This window comes from Roseateles sp. P5_E4, from assembly GCF_054049255.1.
This window is the reverse complement of the sequence record NZ_JBFUMS010000003.1, coordinates 23,195-49,100: the sequence shown is the minus strand read 5'-3', so window position 1 is coordinate 49,100 and position 25,906 is coordinate 23,195. Positions and strand designations below refer to the sequence as shown.

The window sequence follows — 25,906 nt, the reverse complement described above, 5'->3', positions numbered from 1 at the left end:
GCGCCGAAAGGACCCGCATCATGAGCAAGAACGACATCGCGGACTGGCGCCCCGAGGACGACGCCTTCTGGGAAAGCACCGGCAAGCGCATCGCCTACCGCAACCTGTGGATCTCCATCCCGGCCCTGCTGTGCGGCTTCGCCGTCTGGGGCATGTGGGGCATCATCGCCGTGCAGATGCTCAACCTGGGCTTCCCCTTCACCCAGGCCGAGCTCTTCACGCTGACGGCGATCGCCGGCATCTCGGGCGCGACGATGCGCATCCCGGCCTCTTTCCTGATCCGCATGGCCGGCGGGCGCAACACCATCTTCCTCACCACGGCCATGCTGCTGGCGCCGGCCATCGGCACCGGCATGGCCTTGCAGCACAAGGACTGGCCGCTGTGGGCCTTCCAGCTGATGGCGCTGTGGTCGGGCGTGGGCGGCGGCAATTTCGCCAGCTCGATGTCCAACATCAACACCTTCTTCCCCAAGCGCCTGCAGGGCACGGCGCTGGGCCTGAACGCGGGCCTCGGGAACTTCGGCGTGACGACGATGCAGGTCGTCATCCCGCTGGTCATGACGGTCAGCTTTTTCGGTCTGAGCGGCGACCCGATGACGCTGGTGAAGGCCAGCGGCTGGATCTTCGGCAAGATCCCGGCCGGCACGCAGACCTGGATCCAGAACGCCGGCTTCGCCTGGCTGCTGTCGCTGGTGCCGCTGTCCGTTCTGTGCTGGTTCGGCATGAACAACCTGAAGACGGTGACGCCCAACGCCGGTCATCCGGTGGTTGCCTTCCTGAAGATCACCTACCTGTACTCGCTCGCATTCCTGCCGACCATCGGCATGCTCTATCTATACCTGCCGGCGCCGACGGGCCTGGGCCTGCTCAGCATGTGGGTGGCCATCCCGCTGGACATCATTGCGGCGCTGCTCGTCATGCGCCTGGCTGCCTTCGGCGCGATGAAGGAGAACGTGGCCAAGCAGTTCGCCATCTTCCGCAACAAGCACACCTGGAGCCTGACGGCGCTGTACGTCGTCACCTTCGGCAGCTTCATCGGCTTCTCCATGGCTCTGCCACTGGCGATCACAGTGATCTTCGGCTTCCAGCACATCCCTGATGCGGCCGGCGTGCTCGCCCACACGCTGAAGAACCCGAACGCCCCGTCTGCGCTGACCTACGCCTGGATCGGACCCTTCGTCGGCGCCGCGGTGCGGCCCGTCGGCGGCTGGATCTCTGACAAGATCGGCGGCTCCATCGTCACGCAGGTCATCTCTGCGGTCATGGTGTTCGCGTCCGCCGCGGTCGGCTATGTCATGCAGCAGGCCTACGGCTCAGCCACGCCGGAGCAGTTCTTCCCGGCCTTCATGGGCCTGATGGTGCTGCTGTTCGCGGCCAGCGGCGTCGGCAACGGCTCGACCTTCCGCTCGGTGGGCGTCATCTTCGATCGCACCCAGGCCGGCCCTGTGCTCGGCTGGACATCGGCCGTCGCGGCCTATGGCGCCTTCGTCGCGCCGGTGCTGATCGGCGAGCAGATCAAGGCCGGCACGCCGCAGTTCGCCTTCTACGGCTTCGCCGCTTTCTACGCCGTCTGCCTGGTGCTGAACTGGTGGTTCTATCTGCGCGGTGGGGCGGAGATCAAGAACCCCTGACGCGAGCCCAAGACGGCTCACGAAGGCCCGGAGGCATCGCCTTCGGGCCTTCTTGCTTCTCAGGCCTGGCGCGCGCGCCTCGTCCGAAAGAACGATGCCTTCACTTGCCCGCCTCCTCCTTCCGCGCCGGTCCTACCCGACCTGCGGTGGATGGGCAGATGGGCCCCCGCCGCGGAGCATGACCATCGTGCCAAAGACCCTCTCACTTCCACTGCGCTGGAATCCGGAAGACCCGGATTTCTGGACCGGCCATGGCCGGGCGGTGGCGCTGCGCAACCTCTGGGTCGCCATTCCCGCGTTGGCGCTGTCGTTCGCGGTGTGGATGCTGTGGTCGGTGCTCGTCGTGCACCTGCCGGCGGCTGGTTTCCGTTACAGCACCAACCAGCTGTTCTGGCTGAGCGCGTTGCCGGCGCTGTGCGGCGCCACGCTGCGCATCTTCTACGGCTTTGCCGTGTCCTGGGTCGGCGGGCGGCGCTGGACGGCCCTGTCCACGGCCAGCTTGCTGCTGCCGGCCGCTGGCATCGCGCTGGCGGTGCAGGACCCCGCCACGCCCTATGAATGGATGGTGGTGTTGGCCCTGCTGTGCGGCCTGGGCGGCGCCAACTTCGCCAGCGGCATGGCCCACATCAGCGCCTGCTTCCCGGCGCGCGAGCAGGGCAGGGCGCTGGGCCTGGGCGCCGGTTGTGCCCACCTCGGCGTGGGCCTCGTGCAATGGGCCGTGCCGGTGGTCATTGCGCTGGACCTGTTCGGCCTGTCAGCTCAATCGGGCGGCCTGTGGCTGGCCAATGCCGGCCTGGTGTGGTTGCCGCTGATCGCGCTCGCCAGCATGGCGGCCTGGTTCGGCATGGACGACCTGCCCTCGGCCGGTGTTGGCATGGCCGAGCAGGCCCAGCTCTTCACGCACCGCCACAGCTGGCTGATGAGCTGGCTCTACCTGGGCAGCTTCGGCAGCTTCATCGGCTTCGCGGCGGCCGGCCCGCTGCTGTTGCGCAGCCAGTTCCCCGGCTTCGAGGGCGCGCAGCACCTGGTGTGGCTGGGTCCGTTGCTGGGCGCGCTGGCGCGGCCGCTGGGCGGCTGGGTGGCCGACGACTTCGGCGGCGCGCGCGTCAGCCTGGCCTGCTTCGGCGGCCTGGCGCTGGGCGTCGTCGGCGTGCTGGCCAGCCTGGGCGGCGGCGGGAGCGCGTGGCTGTTCGCCGCCAGCTTCGTGCTGCTCTTCGTCGCCGCCGGTATCGCCAACGGCAGCACCTTCCGCATGGTGCCGCTGGGCTTCGTGCGCGAGGCGCAGCAAAGTCGACGTACCTTGCCCGAAGCGCAGGCCCAGGGCGCCGCGGCACTCGGCCTGTGCTCAGCCGTCGGTGCCTACGGCGGCTTCTTCATTCCCAAGAGTTTTGGCAGCGCGATCACGCTGGCCGGCGGCCCCGAGGCCGCGCTCTATTGCTTCCTGGCGTTCTACCTGAGCTGCATGGCCATCTGCTGGTGGTTCTACGGCCGTCGCCACGCCCCCCTGTCCTGCTAACGGAGAAATCAATGTCCCATTTCCTGGATCGACTGACCGCCTTCCAGCTGCCCAAGGAGGTCTTCGCCGGTGGCCACGGCGTGAGCACCGGCGAGGACCGCACCTGGGAGGACGCCTACCGCAACCGCTGGGCGCACGACAAGATCGTGCGCAGCACGCACGGCGTGAACTGCACCGGCTCCTGCTCATGGAAGATCTACGTCAAGGGCGGCATCGTCACCTGGGAGACCCAGCAGACCGACTACCCGCGCACCCGCCCCGAGCTGCCCAACCACGAGCCGCGCGGCTGCGCGCGGGGCGCGAGCTACAGCTGGTATCTCTACAGCGCCAACCGCGTGAAGTACCCGATGGTGCGCGGCCGCCTGCTCAAGCGCTGGCGCGAGGCGCTGGCGGTCTCGAAGAGCCCGGTCGATGCCTGGGCGCTGATCCAGAGCGACGAGAGCGCCCGGCGTGACTACCAGCAGCTGCGCGGCATGGGCGGCTTCGTGCGCTCCACCTGGGACGAGGTCAACGAGCTGATCGCTGCGGCCAACGTCTACACGATCAAGGAGCACGGCCCGGACCGCGTCATCGGCTTCTCGCCCATCCCGGCGATGAGCATGGTGAGCTATGCGGCCGGCAGCCGCTACCTGAGCCTGATCGGCGGCGTCTGCATGAGCTTCTACGACTGGTACTGCGACCTGCCGCCGGCCAGCCCGCAGGTCTGGGGCGAGCAGACCGACGTGCCCGAATCGGCCGATTGGTACAACAGCAACTACATCATTGCCTGGGGCAGCAACGTGCCGCAGACGCGCACGCCGGACGCCCACTTCTTCACCGAGGTGCGCTACAAGGGCGCCAAGACGGTGGCGGTGACGCCCGACTACTCCGAGGTCGCCAAGCTGGCCGACCTGTGGCTGCACCCCAAGCAGGGAACCGACGCGGCACTGGCCATGGCCATGGGCCACGTCGCGCTCAACGAGTTCTATTTCAAGGAGCGCAGCCCCTACTTCGACGACTACGCGCGCCGCTACACCGACCTGCCGCTGCTCGTGCTGCTGGAGGAGCAGACCCTGCCCGACGGCCGCAAGACCCGCGTGCCCGGGCGCTACCTGCGCGCCAGCGACCTGGCCGGCCAGATGGGCCAGAGCAACAACCCCGAGTGGAAGACGCTGGCCTATGACGCCACCGGCCGCCTGGTGCTGCCCCATGGCTCCATCGGTTTCCGTTGGGGTGCCGAGGGCCGCGACGACACCGGCAAGTGGAACCTGGAGGCCAGGGAGGCCGAGGGCGGCGGTGACGTCAAGCTCAAGCTCTCCCTCGTGGAAGACGGCGCGCAGGCGCACGAGCTCGTCGATGTCGCCTTCCCCTATTTCGCCGGCAGCGCCAGCGAGCACTTCACGCCCAACCCGCAGCAGGACGGCGTCAGCCACTGCGCCCGCGTGCCGGCCACCACGCTGAAGACGCAGGACGGCGAGGTGCTTGTCGCCACCGTCTTCGACCTGCAGGCCGCGCAGTACGGCATCGACCGCGGCTTCGGCTCGGGTGCCAGGAGCTACGACGACAACGCCCCCTACACGCCCGCCTGGCAGGAAGCCATCACCGGGGTGCCGCGCGCGCAGGTCATCCGCGTGGGGCGCGAGTTCGCCGAGAACGCGCACAAGACCAAGGGCAAGTCGATGATCATCATCGGCGCCGCGATGAACCACTGGTACCACTGCGACATGAACTACCGCGGTGTCATCAACCTCTTGATGATGTGCGGCTGCATCGGCCAGAGCGGTGGCGGCTGGGCGCACTACGTCGGCCAGGAGAAGCTGCGTCCGCAGACCGGCTGGACGGCGCTGGCCTTCGCGCTGGACTGGATCCGGCCGCCGCGCCAGATGAACAGCACCAGCTTCTTCTACGCCCACACCGACCAGTGGCGCTACGAGAAGCTGAACGTGGACGAGGTGCTGTCACCACTGGCGACCGAGGCCGAGCGTGCCGAGTTCGCCGGCAGCCTGATCGACTGCAATGTGCGCGCCGAGCGCATGGGCTGGCTGCCCAGCGCGCCGCAGCTCAAGACCAACCCGATGCAGGTGGTGAAGGATGCCGCTGCCGCCGGCATGGAGCCCAAGGACTACGTCGTGCGCGGCCTGCGCGACGGCTCGCTGCAGATGAGCTGCGAAGACCCCGACGCGCCGCAGAACTGGCCGCGCAACATGTTCGTCTGGCGCTCCAACCTGCTGGGCTCCAGCGGCAAGGGCCACGAGTATTTCTGCAAGCACCTGCTCGGCACCGAGAACGGCGTGCAGGGCAAGGACCTCGGCGTGGACGACGCCAAGCCCAACGAAGTGCGCTGGCATGCCCAAGCGCCGCAGGGCAAGCTGGACCTGCTCGTGACGCTGGACTTCCGCATGAGCACGACCTGCCTGTACAGCGACATCGTGCTGCCCACCGCCAGCTGGTACGAGAAGAACGACCTCAACACCAGCGACATGCACCCCTTCATCCACCCGCTGTCCGCGGCCGTGGACCCGGTCTGGCAGTCGCGCAGTGACTGGGAGATCTACAAGGGTTTCGCCAAAGCCTTCAGCAAGGTCTGCATCAGCCACCTGGGCGTGGAGAAGGAAGTCGTCCTGTCGCCGCTGATGCACGACACGCCGGCCGAACTCGCCCAGCCCTTCGGCGTGAAGGACTGGAAGAAGGGCGAGTGCGACCTCATCCCCGGCAAGACGGCGCCCACCATCGCCGTCGTCGAGCGCGACTACCCGGCCACGTTTGAGCGCTTCACGGCGCTGGGCCCGCTGATGGAGAAGCTGGGCAACGGCGGCAAGGGCATCGGCTGGGACACCAAGACGGAGGTGGCCCAGCTCGCCGAGCTCAACGGCGTGAACGCCGAAGGCCGCGCCCGCATCGTCAGCGACATCGACGCCTGCGAGGTCATCCTGCAACTCGCGCCCGAGACCAACGGCCATGTCGCCGTGAAGGCCTGGGAAGCCCAGGGCCGGGCCACCGGCCGCGAGCACGTGCACCTGGCCCTGCACCGCGAGGACGAGAAGATCCGCTACCGCGACATCCAGGCGCAGCCGCGCAAGATCATCAGCTCACCGACCTGGAGCGGGCTGGAGAGCGAGAAGGTCTCCTACAACGCCGGCTACACCAACGTGCATGAACTGATTCCATGGCGCACGCTGACCGGCCGCCAGCAGTTCTACCAGGACCACGCCTGGATGCGCGCCTTCGGCGAGGGCTTCAGCAGCTACCGCCCGCCGGTGGACCTGAAGACGACGGCCGGCATCCAGAACATCAAGCCCAACGGCAACCGCGAGATCGTGCTGAACTTCATCACGCCGCACCAGAAGTGGGGCATCCACAGCACCTACAGCGACAACCTGCTGATGCTGACGCTCAACCGCGGCGGTCCCGTCATCTGGCTCAGCGAGGACGACGCCAAGAGCGCCGGCATCGAAGACAACGACTGGGTGGAGCTGTTCAACATCAACGGCGCCATCGCGGCCCGTGCGGTGGTGAGCCAGCGCGTGAACCCCGGCATGACGCTGATGTACCACGCGCAGGAAAAGATCATCAACACGCCCGGCAGCGAGATCACCGGCGTGCGTGGGGGCATCCACAACTCGGTGACGCGCATCGTCACCAAGCCCACCCACATGATCGGTGGCTACGCCCAGTACAGCTACGGCTTCAACTACTACGGAACCATCGGCACCAACCGCGACGAGTTCGTCGTGGTGCGCAAGATGAACAAGGTGGACTGGCTCGACACCCCGCGTGACGACCACCTCGCCGAGGCCTACCAGGCCCAAGGCGAAAACCCCTGAAACGCGAGGAGCACGCAATGAAGATTCGCGCACAGATCGGCATGGTCCTGAACCTGGACAAGTGCATCGGCTGCCACACCTGCTCGGTGACCTGCAAGAACGTCTGGACCAGCCGCCCCGGCGTCGAGTACGCCTGGTTCAACAACGTGGAGACCAAGCCCGGCATCGGCTATCCCAAGGAATGGGAGAACCAGGACAAGTGGAACGGCGGCTGGATCCGCAAGGCCGACGGCAAGCTGGAGCCACGTCAGGGGGGCAAGTGGAAGCTGCTGATGAAGATCTTCGCCAACCCCAACCTGCCGGAGATCGACGACTACTACGAACCCTTCACCTTCGACTACGACCACCTGCAGTCGGCCCCCGAGATGAAGCATGCGCCCACGGCCCGCCCGCGCAGCCTCATCACCGGCCAACGCATGGAGAAGATCGAGTGGGGCCCGAACTGGGAGGAGATCCTCGGCGGCGAATTCAGCAAACGCAGCAAGGACAAGAACTTCGACGACATCCAGAAGGACATCTACGGCCAGTTCGAGAACACCTTCATGATGTACCTGCCGCGGCTGTGCGAGCACTGCCTGAACCCGGCGTGCGTGGCGAGCTGCCCGTCGGGCTCGATCTACAAGCGCGAGGAAGACGGCATCGTGCTGATCGACCAGGACAAGTGCCGCGGCTGGCGCATGTGCGTGTCGGGCTGCCCCTACAAGAAGATCTACTACAACTGGAAGAGCGGCAAGGCCGAGAAGTGCATCTTCTGCTACCCGCGCATCGAAGCGGGCCAGCCCACGGTCTGCTCCGAGACCTGCGTTGGCCGCATCCGGTATCTCGGCGTGCTGCTGTACGACGCCGACCGCATTCTTGAGGCCGCCGCCACGCCCAACGACAAGGACCTCTACCAGGCCCAGCTCGACCTCTTCCTGGACCCCTTCGACCCCGCCGTCATCAAGCAGGCGCGGGCTGACGGCATCCCGGAGAACTGGCTGGAAGCGGCGCGCAACAGCCCGGTCTACAAGATGGCCGTGGACTGGAAGGTGGCGCTGCCGCTGCACCCCGAGTACCGCACGCTGCCCATGGTCTGGTACGTGCCGCCGCTGTCGCCCATCAGCGCGGCGGCCAACGCCGGCCAGCTGGGCGAGGTGGGCGAGCTGCCCGACGTGAAGCAGTTGCGCATCCCCGTGCAGTACCTCGCCAACCTGCTGACCGCGGGCGACACCGTGCCCGTCGTCGGCGCGCTGGAGCGCATGCTGGCCATGCGCGCCTACCAGCGCGGCGTGCACGTGGACGGCGTGAAGAACCTGGCCGTGCTCGATCAGGCCGGCCTCTCCGAAGCCCAGGTGCAGGACATGTACCGCGTGATGGCCATCGCCAACTACGAGGACCGCTTCGTCATCCCGACGACGCACCGCGAGTACGCCGAGAACGCCTTCAACGTGCGCGGCGGCTGCGGCTTCAGCTTCGGCAACGGCTGCTCCGAGGGCGTGACGGAAACGAGCCTCTTCGGCTCGGAGAAGAAGCGAACCATCCCCATCAAGGCAACGATCTGAGGGCCGCCATGTTCACCAAACCCACCCACGCCCCCTACAGCCTGCGCGTGCTCGCCGCGCTGCTGCGCTACCCGGATGCGGCTTTGCGCGCCGCCGTGCCCGAGCTGCAGCAGGCCCTGCGCGCCGAGGCCGCGCTGCCGGCGGCTCGCATCGACGAGCTGTGCGCGCTGCTGCAGCATCTTCATCGCGACGACCCCTTCGCCGTGGAAGCCGACTTCGTCGACCTCTTCGACCGCGGCCGCGGCACGGCCCTGCACCTGTTCGAGCACATCCACGGCGACTCGCGCGAGCGCGGCCCGGCCATGGTCGACCTGCAGCAGACCTACGAGCGCGCGGGCCTGTACCTCGCGCCCGGCGAGCTGCCCGACCACCTGGCCGTGGTGCTGGAGTACGCCAGCACGCAGCCGGCGCGCGAGGCCCGCGACTTCCTCACCGAGATCGCCCACATCACGCGGGCGATCTTCAGTGCGCTGAAACGCCGCCAGAGCCCCTATGCCAGCGTGCTGGCCGCCACGCTGGAGCTGGCTGGCGAGCGCGCCGAGCGCGTCGAGATTCCGCCCGAGCCCGAGCTCGACGAAGACTGGGCCGAGCCCGAAGCCTTCGGTGGCTGCTCTTCGGCCGGCCAGTCGCGGCCCGAGCAGCCGCAGCCCATCCACATCGTGCGCAAGCCCAGTGCGCATCAACCGGGAGCCCAGGCATGAACGCCGTCCACAACTTCCTGTTCGTCGTCTACCCCTACATCTGCCTGGCCGTCTTCTTGATGGGCAGCCTGGCGCGCTTCGACCGCGACCAATACACCTGGAAGAGCGACAGCTCGCAGCTGCTGCGCAGCCGCGGCATGAAATGGGGCAGCAACCTCTTCCACGCTGGCATCCTGTTTCTGTTCGTTGGCCACACGGTAGGCATGCTGACGCCTCATGCCGTCTACGAGCACTTCATCAGCCCTGCAACTAAGCAGATGCTGGCCATCGTGGCCGGCGGCGTGGCGGGCACGTTCTGCTTCATCGGCCTGTCGATGCTGATCTGGCGCCGCATGACCGACCCGCGCATCCGCCTCACCAGCCATCGCACGGACCTCGCCATCCTGTGGATCCTGTGGGTGCAGCTGAGCCTGGGCCTCATCACGCTGCCGTTCTCGCTGGCGCACGCCGACGGCACGGTCATGCTGGTGCTGAGCGACTGGGCGCAGCGCATCGTCACCTTCAACCCCGACGCGAGCGGCCTCGTGGCCCTGGCCTGGCCCTACAAGGTCCACATGGTGCTGGGCATGACGATCTTCCTGCTGTTCCCGTTCAGCCGCCTCGTGCATGTGTGGAGCGGGCTGGCGTCGGTGTTCTACGTCTTCCGCCCCTACCAGGTCGTGCGTTCGCGCCGCCTGAACCTGCCGAAGTGAGGTCCACCATGGCTCATGTGAACCACATCGAGATCGCCGCCGTCGAAGAGGCGCTGGACGAGGCCGCGCTGCGCCAGCGCGCCTGCACCGAGCTGCTGCGCCAGCGCGCCATCGCGCTGGGCCTGCTCGCCACCGACGACCCCGCGCCGCGCGAGGGTGCGGTCAGCGAGGCAGCCAGCCAGGCCATCGAGGCGCTGATCGCGCAGGAACTGGCCGGCCCCGAGCCGGACGAGACGGCCTGCCGGCGCCACTACGAGGCCAACGCGCGCCACTACGCCCAGGGCGAGCGCGTGCAGGTGCGGCACATCCTGTTCGCCGTCACGCCAGGCGTGGACGTGGGCCTGCTGCGCCAGCGCGCGGAAGGGCATCTGATCCAGCTGCGCGCCAGCGACGTGGCCGCTTTTGACGAAGCGGCGAAGATGCTGTCCAACTGCCCGAGTGGCGCCGAGGGCGGGCGGCTGGGCTGGCTGACGGCGAACGACTGCGCGCCCGAGTTCGCCAAGGAGCTGTTCGGCCGCAGCGAGATCGGCGTGTTGCCGCAGCTGCTGCACAGCCGCTTCGGACTGCACATCGCCGCCATCGACGCACGCGAGCCGGGGCGGCTGCCGGCCTTCGAGCAGGTGCGCGAGGCCGTGGCCCAGCGCATGCGCCAGCTGCATCAGATCAGCGCGCTGCGCCAGTACCTGCAGACACTGGCCGCGGACGCGCGACTGGAAGGTGTCGAGCTTCAGCAAGCGAGTTCACCATTGGTGCAGTGATGCCCGACGAGCTGCTCGAACGCCTGCGCCGCTTCCAGACCGATGCCTTCCCGCAGCAGCGCTCGCTGTTCCGGCATCTCGTCGACGACGGCCAGCATCCGCTGACACTCTTCATCGGCTGCTCGGATTCGCGCCTCGTGCCCTATCTGCTGACCGGCGCCGGCCCGGGCGAGCTTTTTCTGGTGCGCAACGTCGGCGCCTTCGTACCGCCGTACGACCAGAGTCAGGGCTTCCACGGCACGGCGGCGGCCATCGAGTACGCGGTGCTGAACCTGCAGGTGCACCGCATCATCGTCTGCGGACACAGCCATTGCGGCGCCATCCGGGCGCTGTACGGCGAGGTGGCGCCGGCCGCGCAGAACCTCGCCCGCTGGCTGGACCTGGGCCGCGAGGCCGCGCTGCCGGTGGCCGAGCCCGGCCCCGAGGTGATGCGCCGCACCGAGCAGCGCGCCATCGTGCTGCAGCTGGAGCGGCTGATGGACTACCCGATGGTGCGCGAGCGCGTCGAGGCGCGGTCGCTGACGCTGCACGGCTGGCACTACGTCATCGAGGACGGTGAGGTGCACGTCTTCGACGTGGCCGTCGGCGCCTTCGTGCCGGCCTCGCGCGCCGACAACGCCGGCACAGGGCCCTATTTGCTGAGCAGCGAGGAAGACGGGCTGGACGCCAGCGGCGTGCCGCTGGCTTAGATCAGTCGATCAGGACCACATCGCCAGCAGGATTGAACGGCAGCAGCCCGCCGAACTCACCGGTCTCCACGCGCTTGGTCAACAGCTCCAGCATGCGCTGGATCTCGCTGGTGGTCGTGCGGCCGGCCAGGGCAGCGGTGAACATCAGTTGCCAGGCCGGCCCGGCGTGGCGCGCCTCGGCGGCCAGGGTCGCAAAGTCCTGCAGCTCGGCCGGGTCCTTGTCCACGCACATCAGCGGGCGCAGCACGCCGCCCTCGCCGGCGGCATGGGCGGCCCGCTGCTCGGGCGTCGCGTCGGGTTCGCACTCGGCCGTGGTGAAAACCATCAGCAGCCGTTGCGGCTCGGGCTGGGCACGAGCCATGGCCAGCAGGTCGTTGAAATGCTCGATGTTCATGGTCGACACCGTAACGCGCTGCCGCCGCGGCGTGCGCGGCGGGCGGACGAGGCGGCCATCGCCCGAAAGGAGTAGGTCGCCGGTGCCCTCGTCCTGCCACGGCCGGATGGGCCGGGCCGGGGCCGCTGCCCAGAATGCCGGCATGGACGCAAGGACAGCCCCTTTGCTTTGGATGCCCCGTGTGATCGCCTCGCTGGCACCGCTGGACGGCACGCTGCGCGACCGCCGCCAGCGTCCCTGGCGCGACCTGCGCATCTCGCTGACCGACCGCTGCAATTTCCGCTGCAGCTACTGCATGCCGCGCAGCCGCTTCGGCCCCGGCCACCGCTTCCTGCCGCAGTCGCAGCTGCTGAACTTCGAGGAGATCGCCCAAGTCGCCTGCCAGGCCCTGGCCCTGGGCGTGCGCACGCTGCGCCTGACCGGCGGCGAGCCGCTGCTGCGCCGCGACCTGACCGGTCTTGTCCGCCAGTTGGCCGAGCTGCGCACGCTGGATGGCACGCCGCCCGACCTGGCACTGACGACCAACGGCAGCCTGCTGGCCGGCCAGGCCGCTGCGCTGCGCGACGCCGGCCTGAACCGCCTCACAGTGAGCCTCGATGCGCTGGATGACACCGTCTTCCAGCGCATGAACGACGTCGGCTTCCCCGTGACCGAGGTGCTGCGCGGGCTGGAGGCGGCGCAGCGCGCGGGCTTCGAGCGCATCAAGGTCAACATGGTGATGCGCCGTAGCGTCAACGACGGCGAAGCGCTGCCGCTGGCCGAGCACTTCCGCGAGAACTTTGGCGCAGGGATGGTGCTGCGCTTCATCGAGTTCATGGACGCCGGTTGCCACAACGGCTGGAAGATGGACGAGGTGCTGCCCAGCGACGAACTGCGTGCGCGCATCGCCGCGCGCTGGCCGCTGCTGCCGCTGCCCGCCACCCGTGGCGGCGAGACGGCGCAGCGCTGGCGCTACGCCGACGGCGCGGGCGAGATCGGCTTCATCAGCAGCGTCAGCCATGCCTTCTGCGGCGACTGCACGCGCGCCCGGCTGACGGCGGACGGCCGCCTCTTCACCTGCCTGTTCGCACCCCAGGGCCACGATCTGCGCCCGCTGCTGCGCGCTTCCCAGGGCGGCGAGACGGAGCTGCGGGAGCACCTGGCCGGCATCTGGGCGCAGCGCGGCGACGCCTACTCCGAGCAGCGCGACAAGCTGCGCCTGCTACAGCCCGAGCGTGCGGACATGCATGTGCTGGGCGGTTGACGAATCCACCTGACCTTGCACCAGATCAAAGTGGTGCGGGGCGCTTGCGCCCAGCATCGCCCCTTCCGCCTTTCATCCGCCCACGCCATGACCACTCCTTCGCTTCTCGACCGCATGGCCATGGCCAGCCTGAAACCCCTGCTGATCCGCGGCCGACAGTTGCTGCCCATCGTGCAGGGCGGCATGGGTGTGGGCATCTCGGCCCACCGGCTGGCCGGCAGCGTCGCCGCCCAGGGCGCCTGGGGCACCATCGCCTCGGTGGACCTGCGCCGCCACCACCCCGACCTGATGGCCCGCAGCGAAGGCATGCGCGATAGCGACGAGAACAAGAAGACCGTCATCCAGCAGGCCAACCAGGAGGCGCTGGCGCGCGAGATCCGCCAGGCCCGCGAGATTGCCGGCGGCCGCGGCGTGCTGGCCGTCAACGTGATGCGCGCGGTGAGCGACTACGCGGCCTCGGTGCGCACCGCGCTGCAGGAGGGCGTGGACGCGCTGGTGGTGGGTGCCGGCCTGCCGCTGGACCTGCCCGAGCTGGCCCAGGACCACCCCAACACGGCCCTCGTGCCCATCCTCAGCGACGCGCGCGGCGTGGCGCTGCTGTGGCGCAAATGGGAGCGGCGCCAGCGCATCCCCAGCGCCATCATCATCGAGCACCCGGGCCATGCCGCCGGCCACCTGGGCGCGGCGCGCGTGGCCGACCTGGGCGACGCGCGCTTCGACTTCGAGACCGTGCTGCCTGCGGTGCGCCAGCTGATCCGCGACGCTGGCGTGGAGGGCCAGGTGCCGCTGATCGCCGCCGGCGGCGTGCGCTGCTGCGAGGACATCCAGCGCCTGCAGTCCCTGGGCGCCGACGCGGCCCAGCTCGGCACGGCCTTCGTCGCCACCGAGGAGTGCGACGCCCACCCCAACTTCAAGCAGGTGCTGGTGGAAGCGCGTGACGAGGACCTGGTCGAGTTCACCAGCGTGGCCGGCCTGCCCGCCCGCGCGGTGATGACGCCGTGGCTTCGCAAATACCTGAAGGCCGAGGAAAGGCTGCAGGCCGTGGCCCAGCTCAAGCAGCGCTGCACGATGGCCTTCGACTGCTTGAGCCAGTGCGGCCTGCGCGACGGCCTCAAGGGCTGGGGCCAGTTCTGCATTGACCAGCGCCTGGGGTCGGCATTGCGGGGCGAGGTCAACAAGGGTCTGTTCTTCCGCGGCCGTGGCGGGCTGCCCTTCGGCAGCCAGATCACCAGCGTGCGGCAGTTGCTGGAGCGCCTGCTGACGCCCGGCATCGCCGTTGGAACTCCTGCGTGATGCCGGCGTCCTGGCTTGACCGTTGTTACGGGGAGCTCCTATCCTCGCGCCCCATCCCGCCGGAGGCCCTGCGGCCTTGACGCCCCGAAGGAGCGCTCCCCATGTCCACGCCGCCCGACCAGTTGCCCAAGCGAGGAGGCGCCCGGACCGCCGTGCGCGAGGTGCTGGAGTCGGTCGATGCGAAGCCCACGAAGGGCGACCCGGTGGTCACGGCCAAGGGCAAGTACGACGCCGCCAAGCTCAAGCTCGAGCAGGGCGATCTGGCCAAGGTGCCCGGTGCGGCACCGCCCGGCGTGGAATCAGCGCATGCCGCCGTGCAGAGCGCCCGCAATGGACTGGTGGCTGACCCCAAGAACCTGCAGGACTATGTCCGGGCTGCCAAGGCCCTGGACGTGCTGGGCAGTAAGGTGGCTGACTACCTCAAGGCCGAGACCAAGGCCATGCAGCAGCTGAAAAAGAAATACGACGACACCAAGGCGGAGATCGACAAGGCGCTCAAGGCCCTGCCGGCCACGGCACCGAGCGGATTGACGGCCGCATTCGATGCGGTCACCCAGGCCAAGGCCAAGCTGCCCGCCGACCCCAAGACCATCACGGCCTATGTCGACGCCATCAAGGCCTTGCCGGAATTCAAGACTGCCGTGGCCGACTGCGCCAGGGCGGTAGCGCGCAAGGCCAATGTCGACAGCGGCACCGCAAAGTTCGGCTCGACGGGCACCGAGCTGAAGCAGCTCAAGGGCTCGGCCAAGCTCAACGACGAGCAAAAGCGCATCCTCGACCAGGCGCTGAAGAACCAGCTCGGCAAGACCGACAAGCCGATGTCGGACAGCGAGCTGAAGAAGTTGGCCCAGACCGTGGTCGACAAGACCAACCAGCTCGCCGAAACGCCGCTGGAGAAAGTTCCCAAGGGCAGCAAGACCATCAAGAAGGGGCTCAAGGGGATCAACGAGAAGCTGGCCCAGTCGCCCACGCTCAAGACCAATATCGTCAAGCTGCAGCAGGACAAATGGGTCATCAAGCTCAACGAGCCGGGCGGGGGTAGCTACTGCGACAAGGTCAACAAGACCATCGCCATCGACCCCAGCGACCCGCTCGACGAGGCCCTGGGTGGGCTGGCGCACGAGACCGGCCACGCGCTGTTCACGCCGCCGCCCAAGCCCACGCTGAACAGCGTGGCGGACGGGCTGGAATATGTGCGCAAGGCCACCGAGGTGGACTTCATCGACGAAGGCGAAGCCCAGCTCGTGGCCTGCCGGGCCGCCAAGGAGCATGCGGCCGAGGGCGTGGTGAGCGAGGTGCCGGCCGACGCCTCCGGCAAGTTCATGGCCATCTACGACAAGCTGGAAAAAGGCGACATCGACGAGGCCACGGCGCGCCAGGAGATGGCCAAGGAGTTTGGCGACCTCATCACCAGCACGACCCATGAAGACTACAAGACCTACTATGGCCGCGGCCATATCGACACCTGGAACAGTGCCCATGCGTCCGAGCCGGCCAAGCAGCTCGACTACGCTGACTTGAGCGGCGTGACCCTCTTCCCCTGATCTTTGAAGCCCGCACCCCTTTCGGAGCGCCAGCCCATGAGCGACCTGACCCTCTTCGCAATGATTGACCAGTTGGTGGCCGAGCCAGCGCTGGATCCCGCCAAGGTCTCAAGCCTCCTCGGCGTCACCCTGGTGCGGGACCCGGATGCCGACACAGCCGCCATTGAGGCCTGGGCGCCGGCTGCAGGCAAGGGCGGGGCGTATGAAGCGATCGACCTGCGCATGCCCGACGCCGACATTGGCGACGGCGCCGTCTTCCTCAGTGCAACGCTGCGCGAGGATGGCGGCATCGACGGGACCGCCATCGGCACGCACTACGGGCTCGACTTCAAGACCGAGATCCCGTCGCCGCGCTTTCGCCCCGGCAGCGTGCCGGTCTATCTGGTGTACGAGCGGGAGTGGGGCACGCTGTCCTTTGGCGTCACTGCGGACGCGCAGCGCCGGCTGGTTCGTTTCGTGCTGTCGATGCGCCGCCGCTGAGTTCAGGGCTGGCGCGCCACCACCTGCTTGCGGATCGCGTTGACCATGTTTGCATCCGCGCCGGCCAGCATGGAGGTGCGCGCCGTGATGCGGCCTTCGCCGTCGAGCAGGATGAGCTCGGCGCTGTGATTGAACTCTCCGTCGGGCAGGGCGCGGTACTGGAACTTCAGCAGCGCGGCGATCTTGCGCACCGTGGCCGGGTCGGTGCGGGCCAGCGTCCATTGCGAGGCGTCCAGCCCACGCTCCTTGGCCATGGCTTCCAGCTTGGCCGGCGTGTCGCGCGCCGGGTCGAAGCTGATCAGTAGCACCTTCACGCGCTTGCGCTCGGCGTCGGTCAGCGCCGCCTCGGTGTCGCGCGCCGCGTCGATCAGCATCGGGCAGACGAACTGGCAGGATGTGTAGAACATGCTGACCAGCACCGGCTGGCCGCGTCCGCCATCCAGGCGGATCACCTGGCCCTGTTGGTTGGTCAGCCTGGCATCCAGCTGGTAGACCGAATCGCCGGGCAGGGCGGCCATGGCCGCGCCGGCCAGCAACAGCCAGGCCCAGATCAGAAATCGTTTCATGGCTTTACCTCGCGAGCACATCGAAAGCCCAGGCTGCCGGTGCTGTCGGCCGCGCTGAGAGAAGAGAGCAGCGCCACGCGCATCAGCACGGCGTAGTTCTGGCGGTCCTGCAGGTCGATGGCGCCGGCGCCACAGAACTTCAGCCGGTCCGGATCACTGGCGCTGCGGCTGTCGGCGTTGACGAGCAGGGCGTTGAAGTCGTCCACCCATTCCCAGGCCACGCCGTGCAGGTCGCGCACGCCGTAGACGTTCGCCGAGCCCCCTACTGCTGGCAGCGGGCGGTTGGCCGGGCGGGCATACCAGCCCAGGATGCGCGCCAGCCAGGCCGGGTCGCCGCGCGCGTCGGTGCGCGTGGCGTCGGCTGCGGCGGCGTATTCCCATTCGTACCAGGTCGGCAGCCGGCCGCCTTCGGACTCGCAATAGGCCTGGGCGGCGAACCAGCTGACCTCGGTGACGGGGGTGTCATCACCGCCGGCCTCGGCCCAATGGCGCAGATAGCCGGCACCGGCGAAGGCCTCAGGCGCGCGGCTGGCCTGCCATTCGGTGTGGGTGGACAGGAAGTGGCCGAACTCGCTACGCGTGACGGGCGTCTCGCGCATCTGGAAGGCCGCGACGCGCGTCGGCTCGCGGTCGGTGTCGCGCGCCAGCACGCTGTTGAGCGTGCCGGCCGGCAGGGCCACATAGGCCGCGCCGGCCAGGCCCAGCAACGCGCTGGCCAGGGCCATCAGTGCGCTGCCTGGTTGGTGGTGGCGGGCTTGGCGGCACGCTGCTTCTTGACCTCGTCGGCCGAGACGCTGCCGCCCACATTGCCCCAGCTGTTCAGCACATAGGTCAGGATGTTGGCGACCTCGTCGTCGTTGAGCTGGTTCATCGGCGGCATGACCGAGTCGTAGTCCTTGCCGTTGACCTTGACCTTGCCCGACAGGCCGTGCAGCACGACGCCGACGGCGCGCTTGGCGTCCTGCCCCAGCCAGTCGGACTTGGCCAGCGGCGGGAACACGCCCGGCAGCCCGGCGCCGTTGGCCTGGTGGCAGACCGAGCAGGTGCCGGCGAACAGCGCCTGGCCGGCGGCGATCTGGTCCTTGGCCGTCAAGGTGCCGCCCGCGGCGGCCGCGGTGGCGGTGGTCACGGCGCCGAGGTTGGGAGCGGCGCGGTCACCCAGGTAGACCGAGTCGACCTCCTTGCCGGAATAGATGCTCTTGTCCTCGGGACCGTCGATCTTCAGGATGGCCAGCGCGCCCTTGTTGAAGGCGCGGAAGATGGAGTGGTCGACCATCACATAGCTGCCTGGCACCTTGGCCTTGAAGTCGACGATGGCCGCGCCGCCGGCGGGGATCAGCGTCGTCTGCACGTTTTTCTGCGCCAGCGTGCCGCCCTCGAAGCGCACGTTGTCGAAGATGGCGCCGATGACGTGGAAGCTCGACACCAGGTTGGGGCCGCCGTTGCCGACGAACAGGCGCACGCTCTCGCCCACCTTGGCCTTGATCGCCTTGTCACCGGTCAGCGCGCCCTCGGCGCCGTTGAACAGCACATAGGTCGGCTGCTCGGCGATGGCCTTTTCCATGTCGAAGGGCTGCTGGCCCTTCTCGCGGTATTTGCCGGTCGTGTAGAAGTCGCCCTGCATGACGTAGAACTCATGGTCCACCTTGGGCAGGCCTTGGGGCGGCTCGACGAGGATGAGGCCGTACATGCCGTTGGCCACGTGCATGCCCACCGGCGCGGTGGCGCAGTGGTAGACGTAGATGCCTTCGTTGAGGGCCTTGAAGGTGAACTGCGATTCGTGGCCCGGCGCCGTGAAGCTGGATGCCGCGCCGCCGCCGGGGCCGGTGACGCCGTGCAGGTCGATGTTGTGGGGCATCTTGCTGCTCGGGTGGTTCTTCAGGTGGAACTCCACCGTGTCGCCCTGGCGCACGCGGATGAAGCTGCCCGGCACGGTGCCGCCAAAGGTCCAGAAGGTGTAGCTGACGCCCTCCGAGATGGGCATGTCTTTCTCGACGACCTCCAGCTCGACGATCACCTTGGCCGGCGACTTGCGCCCGGTCGGTGGCGGCACGAAGGGCGGGCTGGTCAGCTGAGCCTGTACGACTGGCAGAGCGGGTGCGCCCTGAGCCAGCGTGGACGTGGTGATCGCGGCGAGCAAAAGCAGGCGCAGCAGCATGGCGGGTCTCCGTTGTGGTTCGGGCCATGCTAGGCAGCACAGGTAGGTGCGGCCTTGCGCTGGATCAAGCGAGGCAGCAGGGGGCTGTGCATCTCATCAACTCAACCACATCCCGCCGTGCGAGCGGCCCTCCGCCTTCTCGCCCTCGTCATCCTCGCGGCCATCGTGCTGTCGCGGTTCGGTCGGGCGAGCGTACCGCCGCGCGATCAGCGCTCGTTGACCTTCGCCTGTTGCATCAGCAGGTCGAGCTTGGCCTTCATCCGGTCCTGCGGCGTGCCGGTCTCGGCCCGGTACTGGAAGGTGTAGAGGACGTCCGGGGCCGGCTGGGTATCCGCAACGCCATAGATCGTGCTGATCATTTGCCGGTCGTTCGCGGTCAGCGCAACGCCGTCGTAGGGGTGGGCGTGATGCAGCCGTTTGCGCCATTCCGTCTTCGCGGCCTCGCTCCCGACCTCTGCGGGTGTCCCATGGCGGAAGACGTCGATCTCGGTCTTCTCGTCGGCGTTGTAGGCCACGATGCCTGCGATGCCCAACTGGGCATCCGCGGCGTCACGGGTGAATGCGAAGTCCAGCCGCAGGCGGCCGTCCTGATCGATCTTCTGCAACTCGGGCCCGTAGCTGAAAGCCAAGCGGCGATCGTCGAAGGCGAAGCTGCGGCCAAAGTCGATATGCAGCACCGATGCCGCCAGCGGCTTGGGCAGCAGGGGCCGCTGTGACAGGAAGCGGTCCCATTGCGAGAGCTTTCCTTCGTAGGACGCCGCGAAGAAGCCGGTCAGCAGCTTCATCCGCTCGATCTGGAAATCGCGCCCCAGCGTGGAGACCCTGCTCTCGAAACCGACCGTACCGTCGGGCACGGGCAGGTCGAATTCGACCAGCCAGTCGCTGCCGAACCAGGTGGTGATGTGCCAGGCGCGCACTTGCCAGACCCGGCCCCAGGAGTCGGTGAAGAGGGTGTCCTCGGTCGGAGCGCCCATTGAAACGATCTTGGCATTCTCGGCATTGATGTGGATCGTGGCCGGGGACGCCTTGAGCACCACCTCCCTGGCCATCTGGGCGTCCGAATACCACTTCGCCTGATTGACGTTGTTCGGCTTGTGCCGGTGGAACACGAGGTATCCCTTGAAGTTGGCCGAGTCCTGCCAGCCCTCGCGGCCAAGATCGAGCCGCGTGTAGCTCGGCTGAGTGAAGATCCAGTTGCCGTTGCCGTTCTGCACGACGATGGCGGGCGCGCTGCGCTCGTAGAGGCCGTGAAGCAGCCGTTCGCTGCCGCTGCCGCGGGGGAAAGTCTCGTTCGCGTTGTCGGCGAGCAGCCCGCGCAGCTGCGCCGTATTGAACTCGTCCGCCGCCTTCATATAGGCCACCGACAGCTCGGCGAAGCTCTTTGGCGCAGTGATGTCCGTCTTGAATCGTCCCGACCGCGTCTTGTCGAAGACGGCGAAGCCGGCGACGGCGCGCGAATCCACGCTCACCAGGTGATCTGGCGCGGTCTTCACGAGCGTGGCGGGAACGGCAATGTTCAGCGTGTTTTCGGTGGTGCGCATGGCGCGCACGAGGCCGATCACGCTGCCCTTGGCGTCGATCAGTGGTCCGCCGCTGTTGCCGCCCGATATCGGCGCGGAGAATCGCATCCACTTCCAGCGCCCGCTCTCGTCTTCCGGCGTGTCCGACGTGTAGTTCCCTTCCCGCATGACGACGCCCTCGCCGAGTGCGTTGCCGACGGCGTAGACCGTCTCGTTGAGCTCCGGCTTGTCATTCAGTTCCAGGAAGGCGGAACGATCCGGCTGCTTGGCCAGCGTGAACACCGCGAAGTCCTGGTCGATAGAGCCCTTGGTGATCTGCGCGATCGGATAGAGCTTGCCGTCCGCGTCGCGCAACATCGGCTCGCCGCGCGAGTCGCCGAACGCTGCGATCAGCACGTGCATCGCCGTGGCGTACTGGTTCGGGCCGATGGCGAAGGCAGTCCCTATCGACACGTACTTGTCGGAGCGCAGCTGGTAGGGAATCAGCTCCTGCCAGGGCTTGTCGTAGGTGACGGACTCCTGGGCCGGCTTGGGCAGGACGACTTCAAAGGTCGCCTCGCGCACCTTGCGCTGGATGTCGGCCTCCAGCGGCGCCGCGCACGCGCCGACGCAGAGCTGCAAAGCGAGAACCACAACCCCGCCGATGCGAGCCGCCGCTGCCAATGACTTTTGCATACGCCTCCCTTCTGGTGACGGCCCGAAGAAGGCTGGGCCGCCGAGGGATGCTGCGGCGGGCAGGCTGCCGGCTGGTATCGAGCGGGTGAAGAAGGATGAAGTGCCTGACGGGTGCCTGACTTGTGCCTGTCGGCCCGGCACCCCGCGCCACGCCCTTCAAACGCGACGGTTCAGCTTGCGAGCCCGCCACGCCAGCACAGGCAGCCCGATCAGCAGCAGCCATGCCGCAACCGGTTCGGGCACCGCCGAAGGCACGGCGTAGGTGAAGCCGCTGTCGCTTTGCAGCGTGATGCCCAGCGCGGGGTCCAGGCCGCCCATGTAGAGGTAGGCGGAGTTGCCGTAGTCGGCACTGTTGTTGCGCCCATTGAGCACATCGCCTGGCCCCCAGCCGTTGGAAAACATTCGCGTAAAGGCCACGAGCCCATAGGTGACGCTGACCTTCTCACCCACTTTGGCGGAGAAGGTCGTTTCGTAGTCCTGCAACGCGTCGCCGCCGAAATCGCCCGACACGTCCACCTTTTGATTGAACTGGTTGATGCCGAAGGAGAGCCACCCGCCGCCTTGCCCGCTCACGTCCATCAATACCTTGACCGACACGGGGGTTCCGGCGGGCAGCACGGTCGAGCGGATAGTCACACTATCCGTCAACTGCGCCGTGGCGCGTCCACCGATGGAGACGTCGTTGCCGCCCGCACCTTGAATCTGGACGAAGGTGGATGCGTGCAGTTGGCCGAAGGATGCGAATGCGCGTGCCCTGGCGTTCATCACGAAGTTTGGCACCTGCGAGACGTTGCCGGCGTCGAATACCGAACGCAGATGGGTCACAGTGCCGGTGTCTGTCGTTGGCGAGCCGAGCCCGATGAACCGACCGAACCCCACGCACTCGAAAGAAGCGGTGCTGCCGGGTGTGCAGGAGCCGGTCGTGATGACGTTGTCGGCACTTTGCGTGAGCAGGAGCGCCTCCACAAAGACACCGGCCGCCGTCGCTGAAAGCGACAGGGTCAGCAATGAGGCCGCCGCGGCAAGTCGTGCGCATCTGATCAATAACGGCGCTCTGCGTGTTGTCAGCCGGCGCCGGGCCAGCCTGCCCACCAGCCACGGTTCAGGCACGACCGCAGCCACGGTCCAGTCGATGCCGTTGTCGGTCTGGGCGCTGCCGGCCGGCAGGCCGGCCATCGGGAATGCGATCAGTTTCATGGCGTGCTCCGAGATGCGGTGCCGCCACGGTAGAACGCGGCCGTTGCCGCGCCGTTGCGGCGCGCCTGTTCAGAGCCAGGTGGTGCGCAAGCTGGCCTGGATCTCGGGCCAGTCGGCCAGGCTGGCGCCCAGGCGTTCCAACCGGGCTGCGAGCACCTTGCCGCCCAGCGCCTGCGCCAGCTCCAGCGCGGCGGTGGCGTTGGTGCGGGGGTCATCGAGCACCGCCCGGGCCAGAGCCAGCTGTGACGCGTCGGCACCGGCGCGGCAGCGCACCGCCAGCATGCGCAGCCTCAGTTCGTCGTTCATGCCCGGCGCGTCGTCGTCGGGCAACCGCGCCAGCGCGCCGGCGAGGTCGCCTTCGCAGCAACAGCGTTGGGCGTCCACTAGCGCGAGCCGCTGCCGGACACGTGGGTTCTCGAGCTCGTCGGGCGGCCCCAGGCGCCGCAACCAGCTTCGCGCTTCATTCACCTCACCGCGCAGCAGCGCGCCCACCGCGCAAGCCAGCCAGACTGGCTGCCCAGCCTGCGGCGACTGGGCCAGCGCATCGTGGTCCAGCGCCGCGAGCAGGGCCGCGGCGCGTGGCCACTGGCCCAGCACCGCCATCGGCTCCAGCACCGCCATGGCGATGCCGGCGATAGACATCGGCTGACCGATGGCGATGATCTCGTCGATGGCCGGCTCGATGTGGGCCCAGGTGCGGCCCCAGTCGCCGAGCATGAAATAGGCGTCGATGAACAGCGCGCGAAACATCGTCCTGGCCTCGCTGCCCTTCTGGTCGGCGCACAAGGCCCAGCCTTCCAGGGCCACCGGCAGCGCGTCGCCGGGGCGCGTTTGCTGCAGGAAAGTGACCGCCAGGTTGTACAGGGAGAACAGCTGCGTGGGCCGGTTGCCGAAGCGCCCGGCCAGCGCGGCGGCCTCACGCAGGTCGGCCTCGGCGGCGTCCACGTTGCCGCGCTCGGCCTGGAAGGCGCCGCGCAATTGCAGGCTGCGGGCGATCAGCATGCCGTCGCCGCGCTGCCGGCTGGCGGTGACGAATTGGTCGGCACGCGTGACAGCCGCATCGAAATGCGCGGCGGAGAACTCCAGCATGGCCAGCGATGCCAGCAGCTCCGCGCGTTCGGGGTGGGCGGGGTGGACGAGGGCCAGCGCCTCATCGCCCAGCATGCGAGCCTCGTCGATTCGGCCGTGCCGTTGCAGCGCGTCCATGCGCAGCGACAGGCCGCGCAGCCGCTGGCTGTCGTCGGTCGGCAGGGGCAGCGCGTCGAGCAGGGCGAGTGCGGCCTGGGCGCCCTCGCCGCGCACGAGATAGCGGGCGAGAGCGTGGCCCGCGTCCACCTCGACATCGGGCGGCAGTGCGGTGCCTGCGCGCAGGTCTTCCAGGCGTTGCCGGCAGGCCTCGGCCTCGGTGCGGCGGCCCAGGCCGTTTTCAGCCTCCAGCAAACGGGCCAGCAGCATGGCGGCCTGGGGCGGCGTCGGCTCGTCGGCCAAGCCGTGTTGCCAATGCCGCGCCGCTTCGCCCAGTGCCGCCAGCGCGCGGGCGGCATCGCCAGCGGCCAGCCGGTGGGCGACGGCACGTCGGGGCTCGCCGCAGGCTTCGAAATGGCGCGCGGCCTCGGCGGTTGCGCCCAGCGCTTCGGCCCCCAGCGCCAGGCGGTGGTGCACCAGGCGCCGCCGCACCGGCTCCAGGGCCGAGTCCAGCGCCTGGCGTGCCAGGTCGTGCGCCCAGGCATAGCCGCCGGCCGCATGGGCCCGCACGAGCTGGGCGCGTGCTGCCTGCTCCAGCGCCTGCACCGTCTCGAGTTCCGACAGCGCGCAGGCCGAGGCCAGCCAGGCGGCACCGAAAGGCTCACCGGCCAGCGCGGCCGCTTCGAGCAGGCGTGCCGTCTGCGCGTCCAGTCGGCGCACCCGCGCGAGCACGGCCTCGCGCACGCTGGCGGGCATGGGCAGCTCGCGGTAGTCCTGCGTCACGGCGTCGAACGGGGTGCGCCAGCGGCCTTGCTCGTCGACGTCCAGCACCGCAGTCTCGGCCAGGTCGCGCAGCGTCTCCGAGATGAAGTAGGGGTGGCCGCCGGTGGCGCTGCACAGGCGCTCGGCAAAGCGCACCGGGTCGGCGGCGCCGGACAATTGGCGCACCAGCTCGTACACCGCTTCCGCCGACAAGGGACCGAGCGCGACCGTCTCGGCCGCGAGTGCCGCGCTGAAGCCCAGCAGTTCGGGGTCGTCGCTGGCGCCGCGCCAGCAAACCAGCTCGATGGTGCCTTCCGAGCCGGCCTCGCGGCGGCGTGCGGCGGCGCGGGCCAGCAGCGTGCGGCTGGCGGGGTCGGCCAGCTGCCAGTCATCCAGCACGAGGGCGTCGAAGGCGCCGCGCGACAGCGCCAGCCAGGCCTGGATGCAGGCCTCGTCGAAGCGCAGCCGCTCGGCCTGCGTGCGCAGCGGCGCCGGTGCCGGGCCCAGTTCGGGCAGCAGCCGGGTCACTTCGGCCACGATCCAGTCGTCCAGCCCGCGCAGGTCGGGCGGCTCGCCAGCCAGCACGCGCAGCACGCGGGCACAGGCACCGAAGGCGATGTCATGGTCGCCGCTGCGGCAGCGCACCAGCGCATAGGCGCCCTGCGAGGCCGCGAAATCGGTGGCCAGGCGGGTCTTGCCGACGCCAGCCTCGCCGACGATGACGACTGCGGTGCGGCGCGCCCAGGCGCCTTGCAGCCGCGCCACCTCGGTGGCCCGGCCGACGAAGGGCAGGCGCTCCGGCCAGGCCTGCGGGGGGCGGATGGGCAAGGGCGGGGCAGCCGGCGCGCTGCCGCGCAGCGACTGCGCCAGCGCCACGGTCTCGGGCATGGGCGCCAGCCCCAGCTCGGCCGCCAGCATGGCCTGGCAGCGCTCAAACTGGCGCAATGCCGCCTCGCGCTGGCCAGTGGCAGCCAGCAGGCGCATGGCCTGGCGGTGATGCCGCTCCTGCAGGCCGTCCTCGCTCAGCAGGGTCTGCACATAGCCCAGCGTGGCGGGCAGGTCGGCGCGCACCTCGGCGGCTGCGGCCGCGGCCTCCAGCGCGCGCAGCCGCAGTCGCAGTGCCCGCTCGCGCGCGGCGCTCAGCCACGGCGCGAACTGCGGCGCGTCGTCCAGCTGCAGGCCGTCCGCCAGCTCGCCCGGCCAGCCCGCAAGCGCCAGCTCGGGCATGGCTTCGGCCAGCAGCAGGTCGCAACGCAGCGTGTCGCCAGGGTGCAGATGGTCGTCATCGGCCCGAAAGGATTCAGGCACGCCCGCCTCGCGCAGCCGCGCCAGCTCGCGGCGCAGGTTGCGGCGCGCGCTGGGTTCGTCCAGATCCGGCCACAGCAGCGCGCACAAACGCGGGCGGCTGGCGCCGCCGTCCAGCGCGAGCACCAGCAGCAGCGCCTGCGTCTTGCGATTCGTCAACGCCACGGGATGGCCACCGCGCCAAAGGCGCACCGGCCCCAACACGCGCAACTCCAGCTCGGCAGCCGACGGTTCTTGCATGCGCGGATTGTGC

At 68.7% G+C, this 25,906-nt stretch carries 19 protein-coding genes; 12 read left to right on the top strand and 7 right to left on the bottom strand.

Annotation, left to right across the window (positions count from 1 at the left end; translation table 11 throughout):
• Window positions 1-20 precede the first annotated feature (20 nt).
• The 8 genes from ACXJLH_RS07280 to ACXJLH_RS07245 all read left to right on the top strand — a co-directional run bounded on the left by ACXJLH_RS07280 (window position 21) and on the right by ACXJLH_RS07245 (window position 11,331).
• The gene (locus ACXJLH_RS07280) at window positions 21-1,631 is read left to right on the top strand and encodes an MFS transporter (RefSeq protein WP_457443215.1); all 1,611 of its coding nucleotides are present in this window, start codon (window positions 21-23) and stop codon (window positions 1,629-1,631) included.
• Between the two features lie 178 nt (window positions 1,632-1,809).
• Entirely contained in the window at window positions 1,810-3,147 is a 1,338-nt protein-coding gene (locus ACXJLH_RS07275; RefSeq protein ID WP_457443213.1) for an MFS transporter, read from the top strand.
• A gap of 11 nt (window positions 3,148-3,158) precedes the next feature.
• On the top strand, window positions 3,159-6,950 hold the full coding sequence (locus tag ACXJLH_RS07270) for a nitrate reductase subunit alpha (RefSeq protein ID WP_457443211.1): 3,792 nt from the start codon (window positions 3,159-3,161) through the stop codon (window positions 6,948-6,950).
• Between the two features lie 17 nt (window positions 6,951-6,967).
• Entirely contained in the window at window positions 6,968-8,491 is a 1,524-nt protein-coding gene (narH, locus tag ACXJLH_RS07265; protein ID WP_457443209.1) for a nitrate reductase subunit beta, read from the top strand.
• 8 nt (window positions 8,492-8,499) lie between these two features.
• Complete coding sequence (narJ, locus tag ACXJLH_RS07260; protein ID WP_457443207.1) at window positions 8,500-9,192, top strand: nitrate reductase molybdenum cofactor assembly chaperone; 693 nt, start codon at window positions 8,500-8,502, stop codon at window positions 9,190-9,192.
• Window positions 9,189-9,884 carry a respiratory nitrate reductase subunit gamma gene (gene narI, locus ACXJLH_RS07255; RefSeq protein ID WP_056197877.1) on the top strand — a complete coding sequence of 232 codons (696 nt, stop codon included), beginning with the start codon at window positions 9,189-9,191 and terminating at the stop codon, window positions 9,882-9,884. Before narJ ends, narI begins: the two co-directional genes overlap by 4 nt.
• An 8-nt stretch (window positions 9,885-9,892) precedes the next feature.
• On the top strand, window positions 9,893-10,642 hold the full coding sequence (locus tag ACXJLH_RS07250) for a peptidylprolyl isomerase (RefSeq protein ID WP_457443205.1): 750 nt from the start codon (window positions 9,893-9,895) through the stop codon (window positions 10,640-10,642).
• Window positions 10,642-11,331 carry a carbonic anhydrase gene (locus tag ACXJLH_RS07245; RefSeq protein ID WP_457443203.1) on the top strand — a complete coding sequence of 230 codons (690 nt, stop codon included), beginning with the start codon at window positions 10,642-10,644 and terminating at the stop codon, window positions 11,329-11,331. Before ACXJLH_RS07250 ends, ACXJLH_RS07245 begins: the two co-directional genes overlap by 1 nt.
• A 1-nt stretch (window position 11,332) precedes the next feature.
• Here the strand turns inward: ACXJLH_RS07245 and ACXJLH_RS07240 are convergent, their stop codons facing one another.
• Window positions 11,333-11,725: a hypothetical protein gene (locus tag ACXJLH_RS07240; protein ID WP_057297030.1), complete on the bottom strand. Its 393-nt coding sequence runs from the start codon at window positions 11,723-11,725 to the stop codon at window positions 11,333-11,335.
• 142 nt (window positions 11,726-11,867) lie between these two features.
• On the opposite strand from ACXJLH_RS07240, the gene moaA reads away from it, so the two are divergent.
• From moaA to ACXJLH_RS07220, 4 genes are all read left to right on the top strand, one after another.
• Window positions 11,868-12,968 carry a GTP 3',8-cyclase MoaA gene (gene moaA, locus ACXJLH_RS07235; RefSeq protein WP_457321496.1) on the top strand — a complete coding sequence of 367 codons (1,101 nt, stop codon included), beginning with the start codon at window positions 11,868-11,870 and terminating at the stop codon, window positions 12,966-12,968.
• A gap of 87 nt (window positions 12,969-13,055) precedes the next feature.
• Complete coding sequence (locus ACXJLH_RS07230) at window positions 13,056-14,261, top strand: NAD(P)H-dependent flavin oxidoreductase (RefSeq protein WP_457443201.1); 1,206 nt, start codon at window positions 13,056-13,058, stop codon at window positions 14,259-14,261.
• A gap of 101 nt (window positions 14,262-14,362) precedes the next feature.
• A complete protein-coding gene (locus ACXJLH_RS07225) occupies window positions 14,363-15,805 on the top strand; it encodes a hypothetical protein (RefSeq protein WP_457349870.1) in 1,443 nt (480 codons plus the stop codon).
• Between the two features lie 36 nt (window positions 15,806-15,841).
• On the top strand, window positions 15,842-16,285 hold the full coding sequence (locus tag ACXJLH_RS07220) for a hypothetical protein (RefSeq protein ID WP_457443199.1): 444 nt from the start codon (window positions 15,842-15,844) through the stop codon (window positions 16,283-16,285).
• 2 nt (window positions 16,286-16,287) lie between these two features.
• On the opposite strand, the gene ACXJLH_RS07215 is transcribed toward ACXJLH_RS07220, so the two are convergent.
• From ACXJLH_RS07215 to ACXJLH_RS07190, 6 genes are all read right to left on the bottom strand, one after another.
• The gene (locus ACXJLH_RS07215; RefSeq protein ID WP_457443197.1) at window positions 16,288-16,851 is read right to left on the bottom strand and encodes an SCO family protein; all 564 of its coding nucleotides are present in this window, start codon (window positions 16,849-16,851) and stop codon (window positions 16,288-16,290) included.
• Entirely contained in the window at window positions 16,848-17,576 is a 729-nt protein-coding gene (locus tag ACXJLH_RS07210) for a formylglycine-generating enzyme family protein (RefSeq protein WP_457443195.1), read from the bottom strand. The genes ACXJLH_RS07215 and ACXJLH_RS07210 overlap by 4 nt, the downstream gene beginning before the upstream one ends.
• Window positions 17,576-19,009, bottom strand: a complete 1,434-nt coding sequence (nirK, locus tag ACXJLH_RS07205) for a copper-containing nitrite reductase (protein ID WP_056197860.1) — start codon at window positions 19,007-19,009, stop codon at window positions 17,576-17,578. Before nirK ends, ACXJLH_RS07210 begins: the two co-directional genes overlap by 1 nt.
• 206 nt (window positions 19,010-19,215) lie before the next feature.
• Window positions 19,216-21,192 (bottom strand): trypsin-like peptidase domain-containing protein, encoded by a 1,977-nt coding sequence (locus tag ACXJLH_RS07200; protein WP_457443193.1) that lies wholly within the window; start codon window positions 21,190-21,192, stop codon window positions 19,216-19,218.
• Between the two features lie 168 nt (window positions 21,193-21,360).
• Entirely contained in the window at window positions 21,361-22,401 is a 1,041-nt protein-coding gene (locus ACXJLH_RS07195; protein ID WP_457443191.1) for a hypothetical protein, read from the bottom strand.
• A 69-nt stretch (window positions 22,402-22,470) separates the two neighbouring features.
• Window positions 22,471-25,893 carry an ATP-binding protein gene (locus ACXJLH_RS07190; RefSeq protein ID WP_457443189.1) on the bottom strand — a complete coding sequence of 1,141 codons (3,423 nt, stop codon included), beginning with the start codon at window positions 25,891-25,893 and terminating at the stop codon, window positions 22,471-22,473.
• Window positions 25,894-25,906 lie beyond the last annotated feature (13 nt).